Origin of the sequence: Faecalicatena fissicatena (assembly GCF_016900595.1) — a bacterium.
GTDB classification, from domain to species: Bacteria; Bacillota; Clostridia; order Lachnospirales; family Lachnospiraceae; genus Claveliimonas; species Claveliimonas intestinigallinarum.
The window spans coordinates 363,592-384,663 of the sequence record NZ_JACLYY010000001.1 but is presented as its reverse complement, the minus strand read 5'-3'; the positions used below and the strand labels follow the sequence as shown (position 1 = coordinate 384,663).

The window sequence follows — 21,072 nt, the reverse complement described above, 5'->3', positions numbered from 1 at the left end:
ATATTTTGCTTTTTATGCCGGACCCACTACAATGCGGCCCTCCCTGGCAAACCCTACAGGAAGACAGCACAGCTCGGCAGTGGCGCAGAATTTGTCTGCGCAGCTAATGATCCACGCCTCCCTGCTCGTGGGAAGGGGGCCCAGCGGGAACATGTGTGACAGGATCGCCAGACGTTCCTTCTCAGAGATCTCAAACCGTTCCTGGCTGTTTCTTGCGGCCACCTTCGGGTGGTAAAATGCCTGGAATTCCTTGACCGGTTTGGGATCGCTGAATTTATAGAGAAAGAAATCATGGAGGAGACCGGCCCTTGCGGCCACCCGCTCGTCACATCCAAGCCTCCTGGCCATTTTCCAGGAAATGTAAGATACGTTCAGGCTGTGGATCAGCCGTGTCGTCTTCAGGTGCTGGATATATCCCGACAGCTTTCGAAACTCCTCGTCCTCCAGAATATCTCTGACGATCTCCACATACTCTGAGGAAATATCCTCCGTAACCTTAATGTCCATCGGCACTCACTCACTTTCTTTTTATATGGGCATTTTTCTACTCTTACTTTCTATATAGCTTTCAAAATGAAAAAAGTCAATGAAATTAATGAAAAAATAAGGAAGAATATGTTAGAATAGTAGGGCAGGATTTCAGGAAGGAGAAAAGGAATATGAAACTTACGATACTTGGAACCGGAAATGCGGCAGTTACGGAAGTCTACAACACATGCTTTGCATTTTCAGACGCAGACAGACATTTCCTGGTGGACGCAGGCGGCGGAAACCAGATTTTAAAGAGACTGAAGGATGCGGGGATCCCACTGAAGGACATTCACGACATCTTTATCACACACGAGCATATTGACCATCTTCTTGGGCTGATCTGGCTTGTGCGTATGATCGGACAAAATATGAACAAGGGAAAATACGAGGGAGATCTGCGGATTTACTGTCATGCTGATCTGATCCCGGTGATCAAGACCATCACAGACCTCACCATCCAGAAAAAGGTGACAAAGCACATCGGGGAGCGCATCCAGCTCATCCCGGTGGAGCATGGTGAGACGAGGGAGATCATAGGCTGCCCGGTGACATTTTTCGACATCTACTCCACAAAGGCGAAGCAGTATGGCTTTACGATCATGCTGCCGGGCGGCGTGAAGTTTACCTGTGCGGGAGACGAGCCCTACAATGAGAAGGACTACGAGTTTGTGAAGGGCAGCGACTGGCTCATGCACGAGGCCTTCTGCCTGTACAGCGAGGCGGACGAGTTCGGCCCCTATGAAAAGCACCACAGCACAGTGAAGGAGGCCTGTCAGACAGCTGAGGAGCTTCAGATTCCGAACCTGATCCTCTACCACACAGAGGACAAGAATATTGCCAGGAGAAAAGAGCTCTACACAAACGAGGGAAAAGAATTCTACCACGGCAGCCTGTACGTGCCGGACGATATGGAGACCTTTGAGATCTAGGAAGATATAAGGAAAGGGAGGGACGGCTATGCCGGTTACAAGACAGATGATCTTTCCTCTTGCCTTTTATAAAAAGTCCAAATTCAACGGCAGCAAGGGAAAGCTGAACTACCGGATCGAGAAGGTGTCCGGGGATGAAAAGGATGAATTCCTCCTGACAGTCTGGAAGGGGCCCTTCTGCTATGACGCCACGAAGGAGGAGAAGACCACCTACAGGTATCCCTTCAGCGATGAGGGGCTGGATGCCATCGTAGAGCAGCTGAACAAGCTGCCCACAGCAGAATAGAGATCAGAGGAAATAATGGATATGTAAGGCAGCCTGCGTTTTCGGACGCGGCTGCTTTTTTGCTGTCTACTCCCGCCGGGAACTGCCGTCAAACATCCGCCTGCGGTAGAGCCGCTCCAGAAGGTTGATGACAGCGTAGAGGAGCATGGCCATGAGGCACAGGAGCACGATCGACATCAGGAGCCAGTCGAGCTTGAACGTCTGGCTGGCGTAGATGATGAGATACCCGAGTCCCTGCCTTGCAGCCAGGAATTCCCCGATGATGACCCCTACCAGGCAGAGCCCGATGTTCACCTTCATTGTGCTGATGAGAGCGGGGATGGAACTGGGGATGACCGCCTTTGTGAGGGCCTGGAGCCGGGTACCGCGGAGGGTATAGATCAGTTTGATCTTCTCCGGCTCCACGGTGCGGAAGGCTGTGTACAGGTTCAGGATGCTGCCGAAGATGGCCACGGACATGCCGGCCACAATGATGGTAGTAGTGGTGGCTCCCAGCCAGACAATGAGGAGAGGGGCCAGGGCGGATTTGGGCAGGCTGTTCAGCACCACCATGTAGGGGTCCAGTATCTCCGAGAGCTTCGGGCACAGCCACAGGGCAACTGCCATCAGAACACTGATGGCAATGACCAGAAGAAAGCTGACGATAGTCTCGTACAGAGTCACCCCGATGTGGAGGAAGATACTGCCGTCCCGTGCCATTTCCAGAAAGCAGACGGCGATCTTTGAAGGGCTGCTGAAGATGAAGGAGTCAATGGCCCCTTTGTCCGCGCAGAGCTCCCACAGGCAGAAGAAGCCGATGAGGATCGCGAGCCTGGACAGGATTACGGTCAGGCGGTGCTTTTTTTGACGGTTCAGATAGCGCAGCTGAGCTGCAGATAGTTCATTCATTGCTGTTCAGTTCCTTCCAGATTAGATTGAAATAGGTCTTGAACTCCGGGGCGGCCCGGCGGTTCAGGGGTGTATCGTTTTCAAGGTCAAAGATAAGAGGCAGCGTCTGCCGGATGGTGGCGGGTCTCGGGCTCAGGATGATGACCCGGTCAGCCAGCGACACGGCCTCAGACAGGTCGTGAGTCACCAGGATGGCTGTCTTTTTTTCTTTGCGGATGATCTGTCCTATGTCATCGCTGACCCGGAGCCTTGTCTGGTAGTCGAGAGCAGAGAAGGGCTCGTCGAGGAGCAGAATATCCGGCTCCAGCACCAAGGTCCGGACAAGAGCCGCCCGTTGGCGCATGCCCCCGGAGAGCTGGGAGGGCCTGGCGTTCTCGAACTGGGACAGGCCGTAGGTGTCCAGGAGCTCGTGGGCCTTCTGTCGGGACTTGGTGGTCAGCATGTGCTGTACCTCCAGGCCCAGGATGACATTATTGTAGATTGTCCGCCACTCAAAGAGCTGGTCGTGCTGCAGCATGTAGCCGATATTGGTGGTGCTCTCCCTGAGTTCCTTTCCGCGCACCCGAATCCGTCCCTTCTCCGGTGTGAGCAGCCCGCAGATGAGTGACAGCAGGGTGGATTTGCCGCAGCCGGAGGGACCTACGATGGCAACAAATTCTCCCTCCTTCATTCCAAATGAGATATCTGAGAGTGCAGAGGTCTCTCCATCCATAGTATGATAGGAATAGTAAATATGTTTCAGCTCTAAAATTTCTTCCATGAGAACCTCCCGATATAAATTCCTGAAGCACAGTGAGTATATATTAGTTTATGCCCCGTATCTTAAAGGGTGCTTGCATATGGTGTGAAAATGCCATATACTAGTTACCGTCAATAGATGAATTCGTAAGATGAGGAGGCAGACAGCATGCATACAGATAATGTGCAAAAAGGGAAAAAGATCGTAATCATCGGAGCGGGACATGTGGGCTCCCACTGCGCGCTCAGCCTGGTATATACAGGGGAGGCGGATGAGATTGTTCTTATTGATATAGACAGGGCCAAGGCAGAGGGCCAGGCCAAGGATATCAGCGACGCGGCCGCTGGGCTTGGAAATGCGGTAAAGGTCTATGCGGGAGACTATGCGGACGCGGCAGACGCGGATGTCATGATTATGGCCGCCGGGCGCAGCCGCCGTCCGGGAGAGACAAGACTGGACATGCTGGACGACTCTGTCCGCATGATACAGGATATCATCCCCGGTATTAAGAAGAGCGGCTTTCACGGATTTTTTATCAGCATCTCCAACCCGGCGGATGTGATCTGCGAATATATAAGAAGGGCTGTTGGATTTGACAGGACCAGGGCCTTCTCCACAGGGACCAGTCTGGATACATTCCGACTCTATAAATATATTTCCCAGGCCACAGGCTACAGCACCCAGTCCATCCAGGGCTTCTGCATGGGCGAGCACGGGGACTCCCATGTGCCTGTGTACTCAAGGGTGACGCTGAACGGGAAATCCTTTTTCGAGCTGAGAGAGGAGAGGCCGGACACCATCGGGAAGATCGATCTGGAGCAGATGGAAAAGGATATCAAATGGGAGGGCTTTGCTGAGGTGGAAGGTAAGGGCTGCACAGAGTTTGGCATAGCGGCCGTGGCCTCCAAGCTGGTGAAAGCCATTTTCCATGACCAGAAGCTGATCTGGCCGGTTTCCGTGGCCCTGGAAGGGGAGTACGGCGAGGAAAATGTGGCGGCAGGCGTCCCCTGCGTGATCGGAAAGAACGGCGTGGAGGAGATAGTGAAAGTGGAGCTTACAGCGGATGAGGCGGAAAGATTTCACCAGTCCTGTGGTGTGATCCGCTCCTTCCTGGACAGAGCTGCGGAAGTGAGGTAGCGGGATGGCTGTCAATTATCAGAGAGAGCTGGACCAGCTCCTTGGAAGGCTCCAGGAGGAGAAGCGGGTGCCTGCCCTTCTTCTCCACAGCTGCTGCGCTCCCTGCAGCAGCTATGTGCTGGAGTATCTGAGCAGATATTTTGAGATCACTGTGTTCTACTACAATCCCAATATTTTCCCTGAGAGTGAGTATACGAAGCGGATACTGGAACAGCAGACGCTGATCAGCGAGATGGAGACAGAGCATCCGGTGGCCTTCCTGGCGGGATGCTACGATAAAGAAAAGTTTTACGAGATGGCCAGAGGACTGGAGCATGTAAAAGAGGGTGGCGAACGGTGCATGCGGTGCTATGAGCTGCGGCTTCGGGAGTCGGCCCGGATGGCCAGGGAGGGAGGCTTTGACTATTTCACCACCACCCTCAGCATCAGCCCCATGAAAAACGCGGCAAAGCTGAATGAGATCGGAGAGCGTCTGGGGGAGGAGTATGGAGTGAAATATCTCCTCTCAGACTTCAAGAAAAAGAACGGGTACAAGCGCTCTACAGAGCTCTCGAAGGAATACGGACTGTACAGACAGGATTACTGCGGGTGCGAATTTTCCCTAAGAGAGGCCCAAAAACGCAGAAACCAACAGATTTAGTTGTGTTTTTCGGTAGAAGTATGCTAAACTATAGCGTATATATAACATTTTATAAATATTTATACAAATTTATACGAAAGAAAGGGGATCGAAAATGGCACAGTTATGGGGCGGACGCTTCACCAAGGAGACGGATCAGCTCGTATATAATTTCAATGCCTCTATTTCCTTTGACAAAAGGCTGTATGCCCAGGATATAAGAGGAAGCATTGCTCATGTAATGATGCTTGCAAAGCAGGGAATACTGACAGACGCGGACAAGGAGAAGATTGTGGAAGGTCTGGAGGGTATCCTGGATGACATAGAGAAGGGAAGACTGGAAATCTCGGATAAATATGAGGACATCCACAGCTTTGTGGAGGCGGTGCTCACAGAGAGGATCGGAGAGCCGGGAAAGAAGCTGCACACTGGCAGGAGCAGGAATGACCAGGTGGCGCTGGACATGAAGCTCTACACGAGAGATGAGGTGCACCTCATCGACAATCTTTTAAAGGAGCTGCTGTTTGCCATCCTGAATATCATGGAGGAGCACACGGAGACTATCATGCCCGGATTTACCCATCTGCAGAAGGCACAGCCCATCACTCTGGCCCATCACATGGGGGCCTACTTTGAGATGTTCAAAAGGGACCATGAGAGAATGCATGACATTTACCGCAGGATGAACACCTGCCCTCTGGGATCAGGCGCCCTGGCCGGGACAACCTATCCCCTGGACCGGGATTACACGGCAAAGCTCCTTGGATTTGACGGCCCCACGCTGAACAGCATGGACGGCGTGTCAGACCGGGATTACCTTATTGAGCTGTTGGCAGCCCTGGCTACGGTGATGATGCACCTGAGCCGTTTCTCCGAGGAGATCATCATCTGGAACTCCAATGAATATCAGTTTGTGGAGCTGGACGACGCCTACAGTACGGGCAGCAGTATTATGCCCCAGAAGAAAAATCCGGACATTGCGGAGCTTGTCCGGGGCAAGACAGGGCGGGTATACGGCGCTCTCATGTCCCTTCTTACGTCCATGAAGGGAATTCCGCTGGCGTACAACAAAGATATGCAGGAGGACAAGGAGCCGGCCTTCGACGCCATCGACACAGCAAAGGGGTGTATCTCTCTTTTCACAGGCATGCTTCGGACCATCCGGTTCAACAAGGACCGTATGGAGGCCAGTGCACGGCACGGATTTACTAATGCCACAGACGCGGCAGACTATCTGGTGGGCAAGGGAGTGCCCTTCCGGGATGCCCACGGTATTGTGGGACAGCTGGTGCTCTACTGTATCGACAAGGGCATTGCCCTGGACGACATGACGCTGGAGGAGTACAGGGAGATCTCCCCTGTGTTCCAGGAGGATATCTACGACGCTATCAGCATTGACACCTGTGTCAACAAGCGGGTGACTACTGGAGCCCCAGGCAAGAAGGCTATGGAAGAAGTGATCGGCATATATAAGAAATATATGCGGGAGTACTCATAATCATAAAAGGAAAAAGGAGAACAGAAAAATGGAGAAAAAACTGAGAGTTGGTATTTTAGGTGCGACAGGCATGGTGGGACAGCGTTTTATCGCTCTTCTGGAGAACCATCCCTGGTTTGAGGTAGTGACAGTGGCGGCAAGCCCCAGGTCAGCGGGCAAGACCTACGAGGAGGCGGTGGGAGGCCGCTGGAAGATGGATACTCCCATGCCGGAGGCAGTGAAAAAGCTGGTAGTCCTCAACGTAAACGAGGTGGAGAAGGTGGCCTCCACAGTGGATTTCGTGTTCAGCGCAGTGGACATGACAAAGGAGGAGATCAAGGCCATCGAGGAGGCCTACGCAAAGACAGAGACCCCGGTTGTCTCCAACAACAGCGCTCACCGCTGGACGCCGGACGTGCCCATGGTCGTGCCGGAGATCAATGCGGAGCATTTTGAGGTCATCAAAGATCAGAAAAAGCGTCTTGGAACGCAGAGAGGCTTCATCGCTGTGAAGCCGAACTGCTCCATCCAGAGCTATGCCCCCTGTCTGGCTGCCTGGAAGGAATTCGGCCCCAAGGAGCTGGTGGTGACTACATACCAGGCTATCTCCGGAGCAGGAAAGACCTTTAAGGACTGGCCGGAGATGGAGGGCAATATCATCCCCTACATCGGCGGCGAGGAGGAGAAGAGCGAGAAGGAGCCCCTGCGTGTTCTCGGCAAGGTGGAGAACGGCCAGATCGTCATGGCAGATTCCCCGAAGATCACCTGCCAGTGTGTGCGCGTGCCGGTTCTCAACGGCCACACAGCGGCTGTGTTCATCAATTTTGAGAAAAAGCCCTCCAGGGAGGAGCTGATCGAGAAGCTGGTGACATTTAAGGGATTCCCACAGGAGGCGGAGCTTCCCAGCGCGCCGAAGCAGTTTATTCAGTATCTGGAGGAGGACAACCGTCCCCAGGTAACTCTGGATGTAAACTACGAGAATGGTATGGGTGTCTCCATTGGCCGTCTGAGAGAGGACAGCATCTACGATTACAAATTCATCGGCCTGTCTCACAACACAGTCCGGGGAGCGGCAGGAGGAGCTGTGCTCTGCGCCGAGGCCCTGACGGCTAAGGGATATATCCAGGCAAAATAAAAGAGGATAAAAGTAGAAGAGAACAGAAAGAAGAAAAAATGCCCTCCTGCGGCAGGTATGAGCCATACCGCGGGGAGGGCATTTTGTCTGGGGGATGTGGTCAATGAATTTGTCTGCTTCCTGGATGTTCTCTATTCCAGTATCCTTCCGTCCGTGGAGATGGTGACCACCTGCCAGGGAATGAATTTCCCGCTGGCCTTCAGCGCTTCTGTCGCCGCGTGCTCAATGCCTCCGCAGCAGGGCACCTCCATGCGGACAATGGTCAGATCCCGGATGTCGTTTTTGGAGATGATCTCGGTCAGCTTCTCCGTGTAGTCCACTCCGTCCAGCTTGGGACAGCCGATCAGGGTGATCCTGCCACGGATAAAATCCTGATGGAAGCCGGCGTAGGCGTAAGCAGTGCAGTCGGCGGCGATGAGAAGCCGGGCGCCGTTGAAATAGGGGGCGCTGACAGGAGCCAGCTTGATTTGCACCGGCCACTGGCGAAGCTGGGAGGGCTGAGACGCGGCACCTGGCTGAGCATTCGCTGTGCCAGAGGGGGTGGGAGCGCTCTCTTTGGGGTGCAGCCTGCGGGACATGCTGCCCGGACAGCCAGCCTCGGGACCGCCGTGAGGCCCGCTGTGCGCTAGACCCGGATTTTCACCCCGCTTTGCGAGATGCTTTTTCACAGCAGCCTCATCATAGGCCGCCGCCTCACGCTCAGTGAAGGAGATGGCACCTGTGGGGCAGGCCGGCAGGCAGTCTCCGAGGCCGTCGCAGTAGTCGTCCCTCATGAGCCGCGCTTTTCCGTCTACCATCTCAATGGCCCCCTCGTGGCAGGCCCTGGCACAGAGTCCGCAGCCGTTGCATTTTTCTTCATCAATGTGTATGATTCTTCGTATCATGTATAATCCTCCTTGCATGTGTGGTCTGTACTCTTGCTTTACACAAGCAGTATAGTATAATGGAATAAAATAGTCAGTTGCAAATGCAACAGAAATGAGGAGAAATGGAAAAATATATAGGTATGCTGGTAAATCTGCCTTTTTTTGCCGGCATCTGTCCAAAGGAGATGGGAGTGCTACTCCAGTCTCTGGCCGCGGTGGAGGAGCGCTTTGAAAAAGGGCAGGTTCTTTACCGCCAGGGGGATCGGCTGAAGCGCATGGGGATTGTGCTGGAGGGCAGCCTCTCCCTGGAGAGAGAGGATTTTTGGGGCAACAGGAGCATCCTGGCCGTGGTGGAAGCCGGGGAGGTGTTCGGGGAGGTCTACGCCTGCCGGAAGGACCGGACCCTCAATATCAATGTGACGGCCCAGACAAAGACAAAGGTGCTTCTCCTGGATCTGGAGCCGGTGCTGGAAGGAAGACCGGAAGGAAGAAGACTGAACGGGAAAGCCAGGGGGGATGAGGCGATGAGAGGGATCTACGCAAGGCTGGCAGTCAATCTGGTCCATATTCTGGCGGAGAAGACCTGGTTTATGTCCCGCAAGACAGAGTATCTGTCCGGGAGAGGGATCCGGGAGAAGGTGGAGGCCTATCTCTCAGCCCAGGCCCGTCGGGCAGGGGGCAGCCAGTTCGATATTCCATTTAACAGGCAGGAGCTGGCCGATTTTCTCTCTGTTGACAGAAGCGCGCTGTCCAGGGAGCTGGGGAAAATGAAGCGGGAGGGGATACTGGATTACAGAAAAAATCATTTCCGGCTCCTGGCTGCGGGGTGTGAGGCGGACAGGACCGGGGACTGACAGGACGAACCGGGTGGGCCGGGCAGAGAAAAAGAATACTGGATATATTTCCGGTTTACATGTATAATCTTTATAAAAAGAGATCCGGTGACCGGAAAGGAGAAGCGGGGAAAAGATGAAGAAGGATATTTTAAAATATACCCAGAACAGGGAGCTGTCCTGGCTGAAGTTCAATCAGCGGGTGCTGGAGGAGGCACAGGATCCGTCTGTCCCGCTGCTGGAGAGAATGAAGTTCGTGGCCATCTTTACCAGCAATCTGGACGAGTTTTTCATGATCCGGGTGGGAAGCCTGTTCGATATGGCTGCCACGGATCCGAGGACAGTGGATGCCAGGTCCGGCATGACGCCGGCACAGCAGCTGGATAAGATCTACGAGGCGGTGGCCCCTCTCTACAAGGAGCGGGATAAGACCTATGCGGAGATCAAAAAGCAGCTCCACCCTTACGGTGTGTGCGGGCTGGACTACAAGGAGCTGGAGCAGAGTGAGAAGAAATATGTAAAAAAATATTTTAAGGAGCAGGTGCTCCCCATCCTCTCGCCCCAGATCGTGGATGCGGGCCATCCTTTCCCCCATCTTCTCAACAAGGAGCTCTACGTGACGGCCATGCTGAAGAAGGACGGCCGCGGCATGATGGGGATTGTGCCGGTGCCAAACTTTGTGTCTGACATCCTCTATCTGCCGGGACATGACATCCGCTATATCCGGATGGAGAAGGTCATCATGGAGCACCTGGAGCTGGTGTTTGGCCGCTATGAAGTGTCCGAGAGAAACTATATCTGCGTCACAAGAAACGCGGATATCGCGCCGGATGACGAGTCCCTGGAGGTCACGGACGACCTTCGCTATCTGATGAAGCAGACTCTCCACAAGCGCCGCCGTATGGCTGTAGTCCGTCTGGAGATTGCGGAAAAGCTGCAGCCTGATATGGAAAAATATTTTTGCGAGAAATTCAATATCACTAAAAAACAGATTTTTCGCACAAAGATGCCCATGAAGCTGGACTACATGTTTGCCATCAGCGGCAATCTGCCGGACTCCATGAAGCGATCCCTGATCTACCCGCCCTTCTCCCCGCAACCGGGGCGGCAGGTGGAGGAGGGGAGCATGATGCGGCAGATCCGAAAGCATGATATCCTGCTTTTTTACCCCTATGAGAGTATGGAGCCCTTCCTGCAGCTCATCAAGGAGGCGGCCTACGACCCCTCTGTCATGACTGTCAAGATCACCATTTACCGGCTCGCGAAGAAGGCGAGACTGGTGGAGTACCTGTGTGCCGCCGCTGAGAACGGCAAGGAGGTAACTGTGCTCATTGAGCTGCGGGCCCGGTTTGACGAGCAGAACAACATCGACTGGTCCGAGCGTCTGGAGGAGGCGGGGTGCCGTGTTCTCTACGGCTTTGAAGGCTACAAGGTACACTCCAAGATCTGCCTGATCACCTACCGGCACAGAAATGAGATCCAGTATATCACCCAGATCGGAACGGGAAATTACAATGAAAAGACGGCCGCCATGTACACGGACCTGTCACTGATGACAGCCAACCGTGAGATCGGAGAGGACGCGGCCCTCTTCTTCCAGAATATGTCCATTGGCAATCTGGATGGCATGTACCGGCATCTGATCGTGTCCCCCACCTCTCTCAAGCCAAAGGTTCTGCAGCTCATGGACGGGGAGATCAGGAAAGGCGCCAGGGGGCGCATCATCATGAAGATGAACTCCCTGACAGATGTAGATTTTATCGCCAAGGTAGCCGAGGCGTCCCAGGCCGGAGTGAGGATCGATCTTATCGTCCGGGGAATCTGCTGCATCCTTCCGGGAGTTCCAGGCTACACAGACAATCTGACGGTAACAAGCATTGTGGGAAGATATCTGGAGCATCCCAGGATCTTCTGCTTTGGAACAGGGGCGGATCAGAAGATATACATAGGCTCCGCCGACATGATGACCCGCAACACGGAGAAGAGGGTGGAGGTGGCCTGCCCCGTGCTGGACGATACGGTGCGGCGCCAGATCAGCTACTATGTGGATGTGATGCTGGAGGACAATGTGAAGGCCCGGGTGCTGCAGAGCGACGGAACCTACAAGAAAAAAGCCATCACAGAGCATGCGGTGAACTCTCAGGAGCGCTTTATGAAGGAGGCTGTGCACGCTGCCAGGAGCGCCGGCACTCCCCGGAAAAGGAGAGGGCTGCGGGAGAGGTTTGCCGGACTTTTTAAGAAACAGGACAGGAGATAAGACAGCATTTATGGGAAAATCATTATATATTGCGGAAAAACCGAGTGTTGCCCAGGAGTTTGCCAGGGCGCTTCACCTCCGCACCGGAAGGCATGACGGTTATCTGGAGTCAGATGACGCGGTAGTGACCTGGTGTGTGGGGCATCTGGTGACTATGAGCTATCCGGAGGCCTATGATGAAAAATATAAGCGGTGGAGTCTGGCGACTCTGCCGTTTTTACCGGAGGAGTTCAAGTACGAGGTCATTCCCGGGGTGGCAAAGCAGTACCGCATCGTTTCCTCCCTTCTGAACCGGGAGGACGTGGATACCATTTACGTGTGCACCGACTCCGGACGTGAGGGAGAGTACATCTACCGACTTGTGGAGCAGATGGCCGGCGTGAAGGGGAAAAAGCGCCGCAGAGTGTGGATCGACTCCCAGACCGAGGAGGAGATCCTGCGGGGGATCCGGGAGGCGAAGGATCTGTCCGCTTACGACAACCTTTCCTCCTCCGCCTACCTGCGGGCCAAGGAGGACTACCTGATGGGGATCAATTTTTCCCGGCTCCTTACACTAAAGTATGGAAACAGTATTTCCAATTATCTAAAGACAAAATATACTGTCATATCCGTCGGGCGGGTCATGACCTGCGTCCAGGGCATGGTGGTGCGCCGGGAGCGGGAGATCCGGGAGTTTGTGGAGACCCCCTTCTACCGGGTGGTCAGCACGATCCAGGCAGACAGCTTTGGGGAGAAGGACGCTCCGACGGACAAGGAGAAGAGCGGGGCGGCCTCTTTTGAGGGAGAGTGGCGCGCAGCGGAGGGATCCCGGTATTTCGCCTCCCCCTGTCTCTACAAGGAGAACGGCTTTAAAGAGAAGGAGAAGGCACAGGAGCTGATCGACTATCTTGGCAGCGAGGGCGGCGGACAGAGCTGCAAAATCCTGTCCATTGAGAAGAAAAAGGAGAAAAAGAACCCGCCCCTCCTCTACAATCTGGCGGAGCTGCAGAACGAGTGCTCCAAAAGGTTCAAGATCAGCCCGGACGAGACGCTTCGTATCGTCCAGGAGCTGTACGAGAAGAAGCTGGTCACCTACCCCAGGACAGACGCCAGGGTGCTCTCTACAGCCGTGGCAAAGGAGATCAGCAAAAATCTCAACGGGCTGATGAAATACGGTCCGGCGGTGCCCTTTTTAAATGAGATCGCGGACATGGGATCCCACAAGGGGCTGGCAAAGACAAGGTATGTCAATGACAAGCAGATCACGGATCACTACGCCATCATTCCCACCGGGCAGGGGCTCTCGGCGCTGAATGGTGTGGCGCATACAGCGAAATCGGTGTATGATATAATTGTGCGCAGATTTTTAAGCATTTTCTATCCCGCGGCTGTGTACCAGAAGGTGTCCATTGTCACAGGCATGAAGGAGGAGCAGTTTTTTTCCAGCTTCCGTGTGCTGGCCGAGGAGGGCTACCTGAAGGTGACGGGAATTCCAGGGCAGAAAGCGGGACAGACAAAGGGAAAGCAGGAGGAGACAGACGGTGAGGCGCCAGGCGGCGCCGGTTCCGGAAAGGAGGACCCGGCTGCTCTCTTTGAGGTGGTGAAGAACCTGAAAAAGGGCATGACACTGCAGGTTACTTCGCTGGATATCAGGGAGGGGAAGACCTCCCCGCCCAAGAGGTACAATTCCGGATCCCTTATCCTGGCCATGGAAAACGCCGGACAGCTCATCGAGGACGAGGAGCTGCGGGAGCAGATCAAGAGCTGCGGCATCGGAACCAGCGCCACCAGGGGCGAGATACTGAAAAAGCTGTTTAACAATAAGTACCTGGCCCTGAACAAGAAGACCCAGATCGTGACGCCTACCCTCCAGGGGGAGATGATCTACGATGTGGTGGACCACTCCATCCGCTCCCTTCTCAACCCTGAGCTGACGGCCAGCTGGGAAAAGGGGCTGAACTATGTGGCGGAGGGGGAGATCACGTCAGATGAGTACATGGAGAAGCTGGAGCATTTTATCCGCACAAGGACAGACGGAGTCCTGGGGCTGGGCAACCAATATCAGCTGAGGAGCTGCTACGACAAGGCAGCCGCATATTATAAAACAAAAAATAAAAAGCCGGAAGGCGGAAATGGAGCGAAGAAGAAATGAAAGAACTGACCATCAAAGAGCTTTACACACTGGATGAGACAATCGCAAAGGATATTTTCGAGGGAGCTACCTACCCCTGGGAGGTGCTGCCAAGGATCAAGGACTTTATCCTGGAGCTTGGAAGGAGTCTGCCTGAGGACGAGTATGACAAGGTGGGCGAGGACGTGTGGATCGCAAAGTCCGCGGTGGTGTTTGAGTCTGCCTACATCCACGGGCCGGCCATCATCGGCAAGAACGCCGAGGTGCGCCACTGCGCCTTTATCCGCGGCAATGCCATCGTGGGCGAGGGGGCTGTTGTGGGGAATTCCACAGAGCTCAAGAATGTGATCCTTTTCAATAAGGTGCAGGTGCCCCACTACAATTATGTGGGAGACTCCATCCTCGGATACAAGGCCCACATGGGAGCCGGCTCCATCACCTCCAATGTAAAATCCGACAAGAAGCTGGTGGTGGTGAAGACCCCAGAGGGGAACATCGAGACTGGCCTCAAGAAATTTGGCGCCATGCTGGGCGATGAGGTGGAGGTCGGCTGCGGCACTGTCCTCAACCCGGGCAGCGTGGTGGGAAGCCACAGCAACATCTATCCCCTGTCCTCTGTGAGAGGCTTTGTCCCGGCGGGGAGCATTTACAAAAAGCAGGGAGAGGTTGTTAAGAAGCGGTAAATCAGAGTGAATAAAAGAGGTGGAGTAGTATGTTTTTGCTGATCACAGGCGGAAGCGCAAGCGGAAAGTCCTGGATCGCGCAGGAATTTGCGGGGAAAATGGATAAGGGGCAGTCCACCATCGTGCTAGACTGCGTGGCGGAGACTCTGACGGAAAAGATCAGGACATACCAGGGGGAAGTTCTTCCCCAGCAGCAGATCGTGGAGGAGATCCTCTCTGAGATACACGCGCTGGGAGAGCAGACGGACAATCTGATCGTTGTGACAAATCAGGTGTTTTCCGACGTGCCGGGGACAGATGAGCAGAGGAAATTTATGGAATGTCTCGGCCAGATCAACCTGACGCTGGCAAAGGAGGCGGATCTCTTTGTGGAGGTTGTCTACGGCATCCCTATCTGGAGAAAGCAGAATGATGAAAAGAAGGGGTGGTGGTAAGACGTGATCTTTATTACAGGAGGAAGCTGTCAGGGGAAGGTGGCCTTTGCGAAGGAACAGTTTCCGGAGCGGATCCTTATGCCTGCCTATCAGTTTTCTGTGGAGAAATACGTGAAGGAGGGAAAGGATCCTGTGGAACAGACGGAGGCCATGTTGCAAATGAACCCGGAAGTTGTTATTATTATGAGTGAAATGGGCTGCGGCATGGTGCCGGAGAAGGCGGAGGATCGGATCCTGCGAGAGCAGGTTGGCCGGGTCGGCTGCTATCTGGCGGACATGGCTGACAGAGTATACCGGGTGACAGCCGGCATCGGCGAGCGCATCAAATAGGAAGATACTGGCAGGGCTTTCGCCGTATCAAGGGAAGCCTGTGTACGAAAGAATGGTTTTATGGAGGTACAAGATGAGAGTTGCGATTATAACAGCAAATACGGCAGTTTACAGAGAAAAAGAGGAAGACACTGCAGGAAAAGTGATCAGAAAGCTGATTGAGCAGGCTGGACACACCATCGTGTTCCAGAAGGCTCTGCCCTGTGACAGGACGGTCCTCTCCACTGTCATGCAGAGAATGGCTGACGGACATCTGACAGACCTGATCCTTACGACAGGCGGGGCAGGCTGCAATGCCGGAGACTGCACGCCGGAGGCCACCATGGACGTGGTGGAGAGACCGGTCCTTGGCATACCCGAGGCCATGCGGGCGTACACCATGAAGCTGACAAAAAGATCCATGCTCAACAGGAGCGCCGCCGGCATCAGAGGGGACGTTCTTATTGTCAATCTTCCTGGAAAGGCGGGAGCAGTCAAGCAGTGCCTGGAATATCTTCTGCCGGAGATCACCCATGCGGTGGAAGTGATCCAGAAGGCGCCCAGGGAGTAGAGCGTATATGATGAAGATCACATACATCCAGCACAGCGGGTTCGCGGTGGAGCTGGCGGACAAGGTTCTGATTTTTGATTACTACAAGGGAGAGCTTCCCTCTTTTGAAAGTGACAGGGATGTGTACGTCTTCGTAAGCCACAGGCATTACGATCACTTTCAGAGATCCATTTTCCAGTGGGCGGAAGAGTTTCCCCGCATCACCTACATCCTGTCCGGTGATGTGAAGGAGGCAGTGCCGTCCTCCGCTCCAAAGGAGAAGATACATTTCGTGGGATCAGGAGAGAGGCTGCGGATTGGAGACGGAGAGGGCACATTTCTTGTGGAGACCCTGCGGTCTACAGATGAGGGCGTGGCCTTTGTGGTGGAGACTGAGGGACGGACTATCTATCACGCGGGGGATCTGAACTGGTGGCACTGGGAGGAGGAGACCGACAGGTACAACCAGCTTATGAAGAAGGCCTATCAGAAGGAGATCGGAAAGCTGGAGGGGCTGCACATTGACGCCGCCTTTGTCCCCCTGGACCCAAGGCTTGGGAAGGAGTATTACTGGGGACTGGACTGGTTTATGCGCCATACGGATACAGATATCGTGTTCCCTATGCACATGCAGGGACAGTACGGTCTGTACGAACGGCTGATGGAGGAGAAAACGTCAGCCGGCTACAGAGACAGAGTGGCCCACATCACAGGGGAGGGCCAGGTCTTTACATTTGACAAAATCTGACACGGGAGCTTAAAAATTTATGCAGGTAAGGATATACACAGACGGGGCGGCAAGGGGCAATCCGGACGGACCGGGAGGCTATGGGGCCGTCCTTGAATATGTGGACACAAAGGGGCAGCTCCACACGAGGGAGCTGTCCCAGGGATACAAGAAGACCACCAACAACCGGATGGAGCTGATGGCGGTGATCGCCGCGCTGGAGGCGCTGAACAGGCCCTGCAGTGTGGAGCTCTACTCAGACTCCAAGTATGTGGTGGATGCCTTTAATCAGAACTGGATCGGCGGCTGGCTGAAAAAGGGCTGGAAGAGGGGCAAGAATGAGCCGGTGAAGAATGTGGACCTCTGGCAGCGGCTTTTGAAGGCAAAAGAGCCTCACCAGGTCCGGTTCATCTGGGTGAAGGGCCACGACGGCCATCCCCAGAACGAGAGGTGCGATACCCTGGCCACTACAGCGGCGGACGGGAAGGACCTGATCGAGGATACGGGGCTTGCCAGAAATTCATAATTGTGATAAAATCGAAATTCGTGAGACCAGGTATAACAGGTGATCGCGGCTGCATATGCCGAAAGGCAGCAGGTGAGGAAAGTCCGGGCTTCACAGGGCAGGATGCCGGATAACGTCCGGTGGAGGCAACTCCAAGGCCAGTGCAACAGAAATGTACCGCCGGGATCTTCCCGGTAAGGGTGGAAGGGCAGTGTAAGAGACTACCGCCCTCCTGGTAACAGGAGGGGCACATGTAAACCCCATCCGAAGCAAGACCGGAACGAGACAATGCGGCGGCCCGCCGCGTCTCAGGTTGGTCGCTTGAGCCTGCCGGTGACGGCAGGCCTAGATAGATGATCACCCAACGACATAACCCGGCTTATCGTTATGCCTGGTTTTACACAATTGCGAAAATTATCAATTCCAGACGTAATACTTTTTAAAAGTGTTACGTCTGGAATTCATGTAACTGGTGTATAAATGTGTACAACCATGAGAAAAAAGACTGCGTTTGCAGTCTTTTTTTATACAAAATATACAATATACTATGATACAAATTTCACAAAAATTGTCGCCGGATTATGGCAAAGATAACGATTGACAAAATTATAACGATAAGATATATTTAAATCACTGGTTAGACTAAAGTTTAAACGATAGTTTATACGCAGAAACATGTGCAGGAGAATGTGATGAGAAACATAACAAACATACAGAAGTTTTCCATTCATGACGGCGACGGGATACGGACGACAGTTTTTTTCAAGGGATGTCCGCTGAAATGCGAGTGGTGCCATAACCCGGAGACCCAGAGATTTGAAAAGGAAATGCAGGTAGACAGGGAAAAATGCACAGGGTGCGGCACCTGTCAGGCCGTCTGTCCGGCAGGTGCGGTACATATGGAGGAAGGGCAGCCTGTCCTGGAAGCGGAAGCCTGTACACTCTGCGGGAAATGTGTGAATTTCTGCCCGGCAGGGATCCGGGAGATCGTGGGGCAGGAGTATTCAGTCAAAGATCTGGTAGGAGAGCTGATGAAGGATCAGATGTTTTACGAGGAGTCCGGCGGCGGGGTGACCTTTTCCGGCGGAGAGGTCATGGCCATGGATATGGACTTTATCCTTGCGGCGGCAAAAGAGCTGAAGAAGCAGGATGTGTCCCTCACCATAGATACCTGCGGCTATGTGCCCTACGAGAGATTTCAGGAAATCCTCCCTTATGTGGACACCTTCCTCTACGATGTGAAGGTGATGGATCCGGAGCTCCATAAAAAATATATCGGAACTGACAACAGGCTGATCCTTGATAACCTGGTCCGCCTTGCGCGGGACGGGGCGAGGATTTACATACGAATTCCCACGGTGAAGGAGGTCAATGGGAACGAGCGGAATATGAAGGAGACCATTGCGTTTCTCCAGGAACACGATATCCATCCGGCACAGATCAATCTGCTGCCCTACCACGATACGGGAAGCGGAAAGTACAGAAAGGTGGATATGGAATATAAAGGCACAGATCTGCACGCGCCAGACAGAGAAGAGATGGAAGCGCTGGCAGCGCTCTTTGCAGACGCAGGTTTTAAAAACACCAAAATAGGAGGGTAAAAGGATGGCAAAATTGCGTGGCATGAACGAAAGGATCCAGAAGCTCAGGGAGATCAGCGTGAACACACCGGTTCACATCGATCTTGAGAGGGCGAAGATCGAGACAGATTTCTACAAGGAAAATGACGGGAAATATTCCATTCCGGTTATGCGAGCCATGACGCTGAAGGAGTATTTCTCCAAAAAGACGCTGTACCTTGGAGACGGGGAGCTGATCGTCGGGGAAAAGGGAAAGGATCCCCAGGCATCCCCCACATTTCCGGAGCTGTGCTGCCACAGCGAGGAGGATATGATCGTCATGAGCGAGAGGGAGCTCGTGTCCTTCAAGACGACAGAGGAGGATCGCAAGCTCCAGCGAGAGGAGATCATCCCCTACTGGACAGGGCGCAGCATGAGAGAAAAGCTCCTCTCCAGGATGACCCCGGAGTGGCATGACTGCTACGAGGCTGGCATGTTCACGGAATTTATGGAGCAGAGAGGCCCGGGACATACCTGCGGCGGAGAGCAGGTGTTCACCACCGGCTATATGGAGTACAAAGAGAAGATTAAAAAGACCATGGATGCCCTGGACTACATGAACGATCCGGACGCTGTCGACAAATGTGAGGAGCTCAAGGCCATGGACATTGCCTGTGACGCTGTCATCATCCTGGGAGAGCGGTACCGCAGCCTGGCACTTGAGATGGCGCAGAAGGAGGAGGATGAGACCAGGAAGGCTGAGCTGCTCCAGATCGCTGCCAACCTGGAGGTGGTTCCTGCCCACAGGCCCCAGACCTACTGGCAGGCAATCCAGCTCTACTGGTTCACGCACCTCGCGGTCACAACAGAGCTGAATCCATGGGACGCTTTCAGCCCTGGAAGACTGGATCAGCACCTGTACCCGTACTATGAGAGGGACGTGGAGGCAGGCATCCTGGACGATGAGAAGGCCCTCGAGCTTCTGGAGTGCCTGTGGGTGAAATTCTACAACCAGCCGGCGCCTGTAAAGGTGGGTATCACGCTGAAGGAGAGCGCTACCTACACGGATTTTGCCAATATCAACACTGGCGGCGTGACGCCTGACGGCCGCAATGGAGTCAATAATGTCAGCTATCTGATCCTGGACTGTATGGACGAGATGAAGCTGGTGCAGCCTAACTCCAATGTGACTATCAGCAAGAAGACGCCCGCCAAATTCCTGAAGAGAGCCTGCGAGATTTCAAGGAAGGGCTGGGGACAGCCCGCCTTCTACAACACGGAGGCCCAGATTATGGAGCTTGTCAATGCCGGCAAAAAGCTGGAGGACGCAAGGAGGGGCGGCTCCTCGGGGTGCGTGGAGACAGGTGCCTGGGGAAGCGAAGCCTACATCCTGACGGGATACCTGAATATTCCCAAGGTGTTCCAGCTCACGCTGTTCAATGGCTTTGACCAGTACAGCGGAAAGCAGATCGGTCTGAAACTGGGCTATGCCAGGGATTTCAAGACCTACGACGAGCTCTGGGATGCCTTCAAGAAGCAGCTGGAGTATATCGTGGACGTAAAGATACGAGGCAACAATGTGATTGAGGAGCTGTACGCCAAGGAGATGCCGGCCCCCTGTCTGTCTGTTGTGACAAACGACTGCATCTCCAACGCGAAGGACTACAATGCAGGCGGCGCCAGATACAACACAAACTACATCCAGGGCGTGGGAATCGGCACAGTCACCGACTGTATCGCAGCTGTAAAATACAATGTCTATGACAAGAAAAACTTTACCATGGAGGAGCTCATTGAGGCCATGGAGCACGACTATGAGGGCTATGACGCCATTTACCGCATGGTTCATGACAGGACTCCGAAATACGGCAATGATGACGACTACGCGGACAGCATCATGCAGGATGTGTTTGAGCTCTACAGGAGCACCATCACAGGCCGCCCGAACATGAAGGGCGGAAAGTACGGCGTAGATATGCTGCCCACAACCTGCCATGTGTACTTTGGGGATGTGATCCTGGCAACACCCAATGGCAGAAAGGCCCACAAGCCTGTATCAGAGGGCATTTCTCCGGAGAAATCCGCAGACACCAACGGCCCCACAGCTGTGATCAAATCCTGCTCCAAGATGGATCATCTGGCGACCGCGGGCACGCTTCTGAACCAGAAGTTTACGCCTGACGTGGTGGCCGGCGAGGAGGGCCTGAACAATATGGCCAGCCTGATCCGGTCCTACTTCGCCATGGACGGACATCACATCCAGTTTAACGTGGTGGACCGCCAGACCCTCATCAATGCCCAGAAGCATCCGGAGGACTATAAAGACCTGATCGTCCGGGTGGCGGGATACAGTGATTTCTTCCGCAATCTGGATAAACCTCTGCAGGACGAGATCATCAACCGCACGGAGCAGTCCTTTAACTAGAGATTTCCCTCAGGGAGCAAGAAAAAACAGCGCCTGACCCACAGAGGCCAGGCGCGTTTTTTTGCAGGTTCCT

At 53.9% G+C, this 21,072-nt stretch carries 21 protein-coding genes and 1 other RNA gene; 18 read left to right on the top strand and 4 right to left on the bottom strand.

All coding sequences use genetic code 11. The features are described from left to right. Positions 1-12 precede the first annotated feature (12 nt). Positions 13-507, bottom strand: coding sequence for an HD domain-containing protein (locus tag H7U36_RS01920; RefSeq protein ID WP_033125436.1), 495 nt, complete (start codon positions 505-507; stop codon positions 13-15). A 152-nt stretch (positions 508-659) separates the two neighbouring features. On the opposite strand from H7U36_RS01920, the gene H7U36_RS01915 reads away from it, so the two are divergent. After that, complete coding sequence (locus tag H7U36_RS01915; protein WP_191493240.1) at positions 660-1,460, top strand: MBL fold metallo-hydrolase; 801 nt, start codon at positions 660-662, stop codon at positions 1,458-1,460. 28 nt (positions 1,461-1,488) lie between these two features. Further along, on the top strand, positions 1,489-1,746 hold the full coding sequence (locus tag H7U36_RS01910) for a hypothetical protein (RefSeq protein ID WP_191428010.1): 258 nt from the start codon (positions 1,489-1,491) through the stop codon (positions 1,744-1,746). Positions 1,747-1,812: 66 nt separating this feature from the next. On the opposite strand, the gene H7U36_RS01905 is transcribed toward H7U36_RS01910, so the two are convergent. Both H7U36_RS01905 and H7U36_RS01900 read right to left on the bottom strand, forming a co-directional pair. After that, positions 1,813-2,634 carry an ABC transporter permease gene (locus H7U36_RS01905; protein ID WP_205147489.1) on the bottom strand — a complete coding sequence of 274 codons (822 nt, stop codon included), beginning with the start codon at positions 2,632-2,634 and terminating at the stop codon, positions 1,813-1,815. Continuing rightward, a complete protein-coding gene (locus H7U36_RS01900) occupies positions 2,627-3,394 on the bottom strand; it encodes an ABC transporter ATP-binding protein (protein ID WP_033125440.1) in 768 nt (255 codons plus the stop codon). The genes H7U36_RS01905 and H7U36_RS01900 overlap by 8 nt, the downstream gene beginning before the upstream one ends. 147 nt (positions 3,395-3,541) lie before the next feature. On the opposite strand from H7U36_RS01900, the gene H7U36_RS01895 reads away from it, so the two are divergent. From H7U36_RS01895 to asd, 4 genes are all read left to right on the top strand, one after another. Continuing rightward, entirely contained in the window at positions 3,542-4,510 is a 969-nt protein-coding gene (locus H7U36_RS01895) for an L-lactate dehydrogenase (RefSeq protein ID WP_033125441.1), read from the top strand. Positions 4,511-4,514: 4 nt separating this feature from the next. Beyond that, positions 4,515-5,150, top strand: a complete 636-nt coding sequence (locus H7U36_RS01890; protein ID WP_033125442.1) for an epoxyqueuosine reductase QueH — start codon at positions 4,515-4,517, stop codon at positions 5,148-5,150. 94 nt (positions 5,151-5,244) lie between these two features. Next, positions 5,245-6,627, top strand: a complete 1,383-nt coding sequence (gene argH, locus H7U36_RS01885; protein WP_138303295.1) for an argininosuccinate lyase — start codon at positions 5,245-5,247, stop codon at positions 6,625-6,627. A gap of 28 nt (positions 6,628-6,655) precedes the next feature. Further along, the gene (gene asd / locus H7U36_RS01880) at positions 6,656-7,741 is read left to right on the top strand and encodes an aspartate-semialdehyde dehydrogenase (protein ID WP_205155633.1); all 1,086 of its coding nucleotides are present in this window, start codon (positions 6,656-6,658) and stop codon (positions 7,739-7,741) included. A gap of 131 nt (positions 7,742-7,872) precedes the next feature. On the opposite strand, the gene H7U36_RS01875 is transcribed toward asd, so the two are convergent. After that, positions 7,873-8,625, bottom strand: coding sequence for an ATP-binding protein (locus H7U36_RS01875; RefSeq protein ID WP_205155632.1), 753 nt, complete (start codon positions 8,623-8,625; stop codon positions 7,873-7,875). Between the two features lie 104 nt (positions 8,626-8,729). On the opposite strand from H7U36_RS01875, the gene H7U36_RS01870 reads away from it, so the two are divergent. The 12 genes from H7U36_RS01870 to hypD all read left to right on the top strand — a co-directional run bounded on the left by H7U36_RS01870 (position 8,730) and on the right by hypD (position 20,999). Further along, the gene (locus H7U36_RS01870) at positions 8,730-9,461 is read left to right on the top strand and encodes a Crp/Fnr family transcriptional regulator (protein WP_205155631.1); all 732 of its coding nucleotides are present in this window, start codon (positions 8,730-8,732) and stop codon (positions 9,459-9,461) included. A gap of 115 nt (positions 9,462-9,576) precedes the next feature. Then, positions 9,577-11,697 (top strand): polyphosphate kinase 1, encoded by a 2,121-nt coding sequence (gene ppk1 / locus H7U36_RS01865; protein WP_205155630.1) that lies wholly within the window; start codon positions 9,577-9,579, stop codon positions 11,695-11,697. A 10-nt stretch (positions 11,698-11,707) separates the two neighbouring features. Continuing rightward, positions 11,708-13,828 (top strand): DNA topoisomerase, encoded by a 2,121-nt coding sequence (locus tag H7U36_RS01860; protein ID WP_205155629.1) that lies wholly within the window; start codon positions 11,708-11,710, stop codon positions 13,826-13,828. Further along, positions 13,825-14,490 (top strand): acyltransferase, encoded by a 666-nt coding sequence (locus tag H7U36_RS01855; RefSeq protein WP_033125447.1) that lies wholly within the window; start codon positions 13,825-13,827, stop codon positions 14,488-14,490. Before H7U36_RS01860 ends, H7U36_RS01855 begins: the two co-directional genes overlap by 4 nt. A gap of 29 nt (positions 14,491-14,519) precedes the next feature. After that, positions 14,520-14,924 carry a bifunctional adenosylcobinamide kinase/adenosylcobinamide-phosphate guanylyltransferase gene (locus H7U36_RS01850; RefSeq protein ID WP_033125448.1) on the top strand — a complete coding sequence of 135 codons (405 nt, stop codon included), beginning with the start codon at positions 14,520-14,522 and terminating at the stop codon, positions 14,922-14,924. Positions 14,925-14,927: 3 nt separating this feature from the next. Continuing rightward, positions 14,928-15,254 carry a bifunctional adenosylcobinamide kinase/adenosylcobinamide-phosphate guanylyltransferase gene (locus H7U36_RS15285; protein ID WP_052083991.1) on the top strand — a complete coding sequence of 109 codons (327 nt, stop codon included), beginning with the start codon at positions 14,928-14,930 and terminating at the stop codon, positions 15,252-15,254. Between the two features lie 73 nt (positions 15,255-15,327). Then, positions 15,328-15,804, top strand: a complete 477-nt coding sequence (locus H7U36_RS01840) for a MogA/MoaB family molybdenum cofactor biosynthesis protein (RefSeq protein WP_033125449.1) — start codon at positions 15,328-15,330, stop codon at positions 15,802-15,804. 7 nt (positions 15,805-15,811) lie between these two features. Further along, a complete protein-coding gene (locus tag H7U36_RS01835; RefSeq protein ID WP_191428019.1) occupies positions 15,812-16,531 on the top strand; it encodes an MBL fold metallo-hydrolase in 720 nt (239 codons plus the stop codon). Between the two features lie 19 nt (positions 16,532-16,550). Then, on the top strand, positions 16,551-17,036 hold the full coding sequence (rnhA, locus tag H7U36_RS01830) for a ribonuclease HI (protein WP_033125451.1): 486 nt from the start codon (positions 16,551-16,553) through the stop codon (positions 17,034-17,036). Between the two features lie 27 nt (positions 17,037-17,063). Then, positions 17,064-17,413: RNase P RNA component class A (gene rnpB, locus H7U36_RS01825), an RNA gene on the top strand. 294 nt (positions 17,414-17,707) lie between these two features. After that, the gene (locus H7U36_RS01820) at positions 17,708-18,616 is read left to right on the top strand and encodes a trans-4-hydroxy-L-proline dehydratase activase (protein WP_205147494.1); all 909 of its coding nucleotides are present in this window, start codon (positions 17,708-17,710) and stop codon (positions 18,614-18,616) included. Positions 18,617-18,620: 4 nt separating this feature from the next. Beyond that, a complete protein-coding gene (hypD, locus tag H7U36_RS01815; RefSeq protein ID WP_205147495.1) occupies positions 18,621-20,999 on the top strand; it encodes a trans-4-hydroxy-L-proline dehydratase in 2,379 nt (792 codons plus the stop codon). The last annotated feature ends 73 nt before the right edge of the window (positions 21,000-21,072 follow it).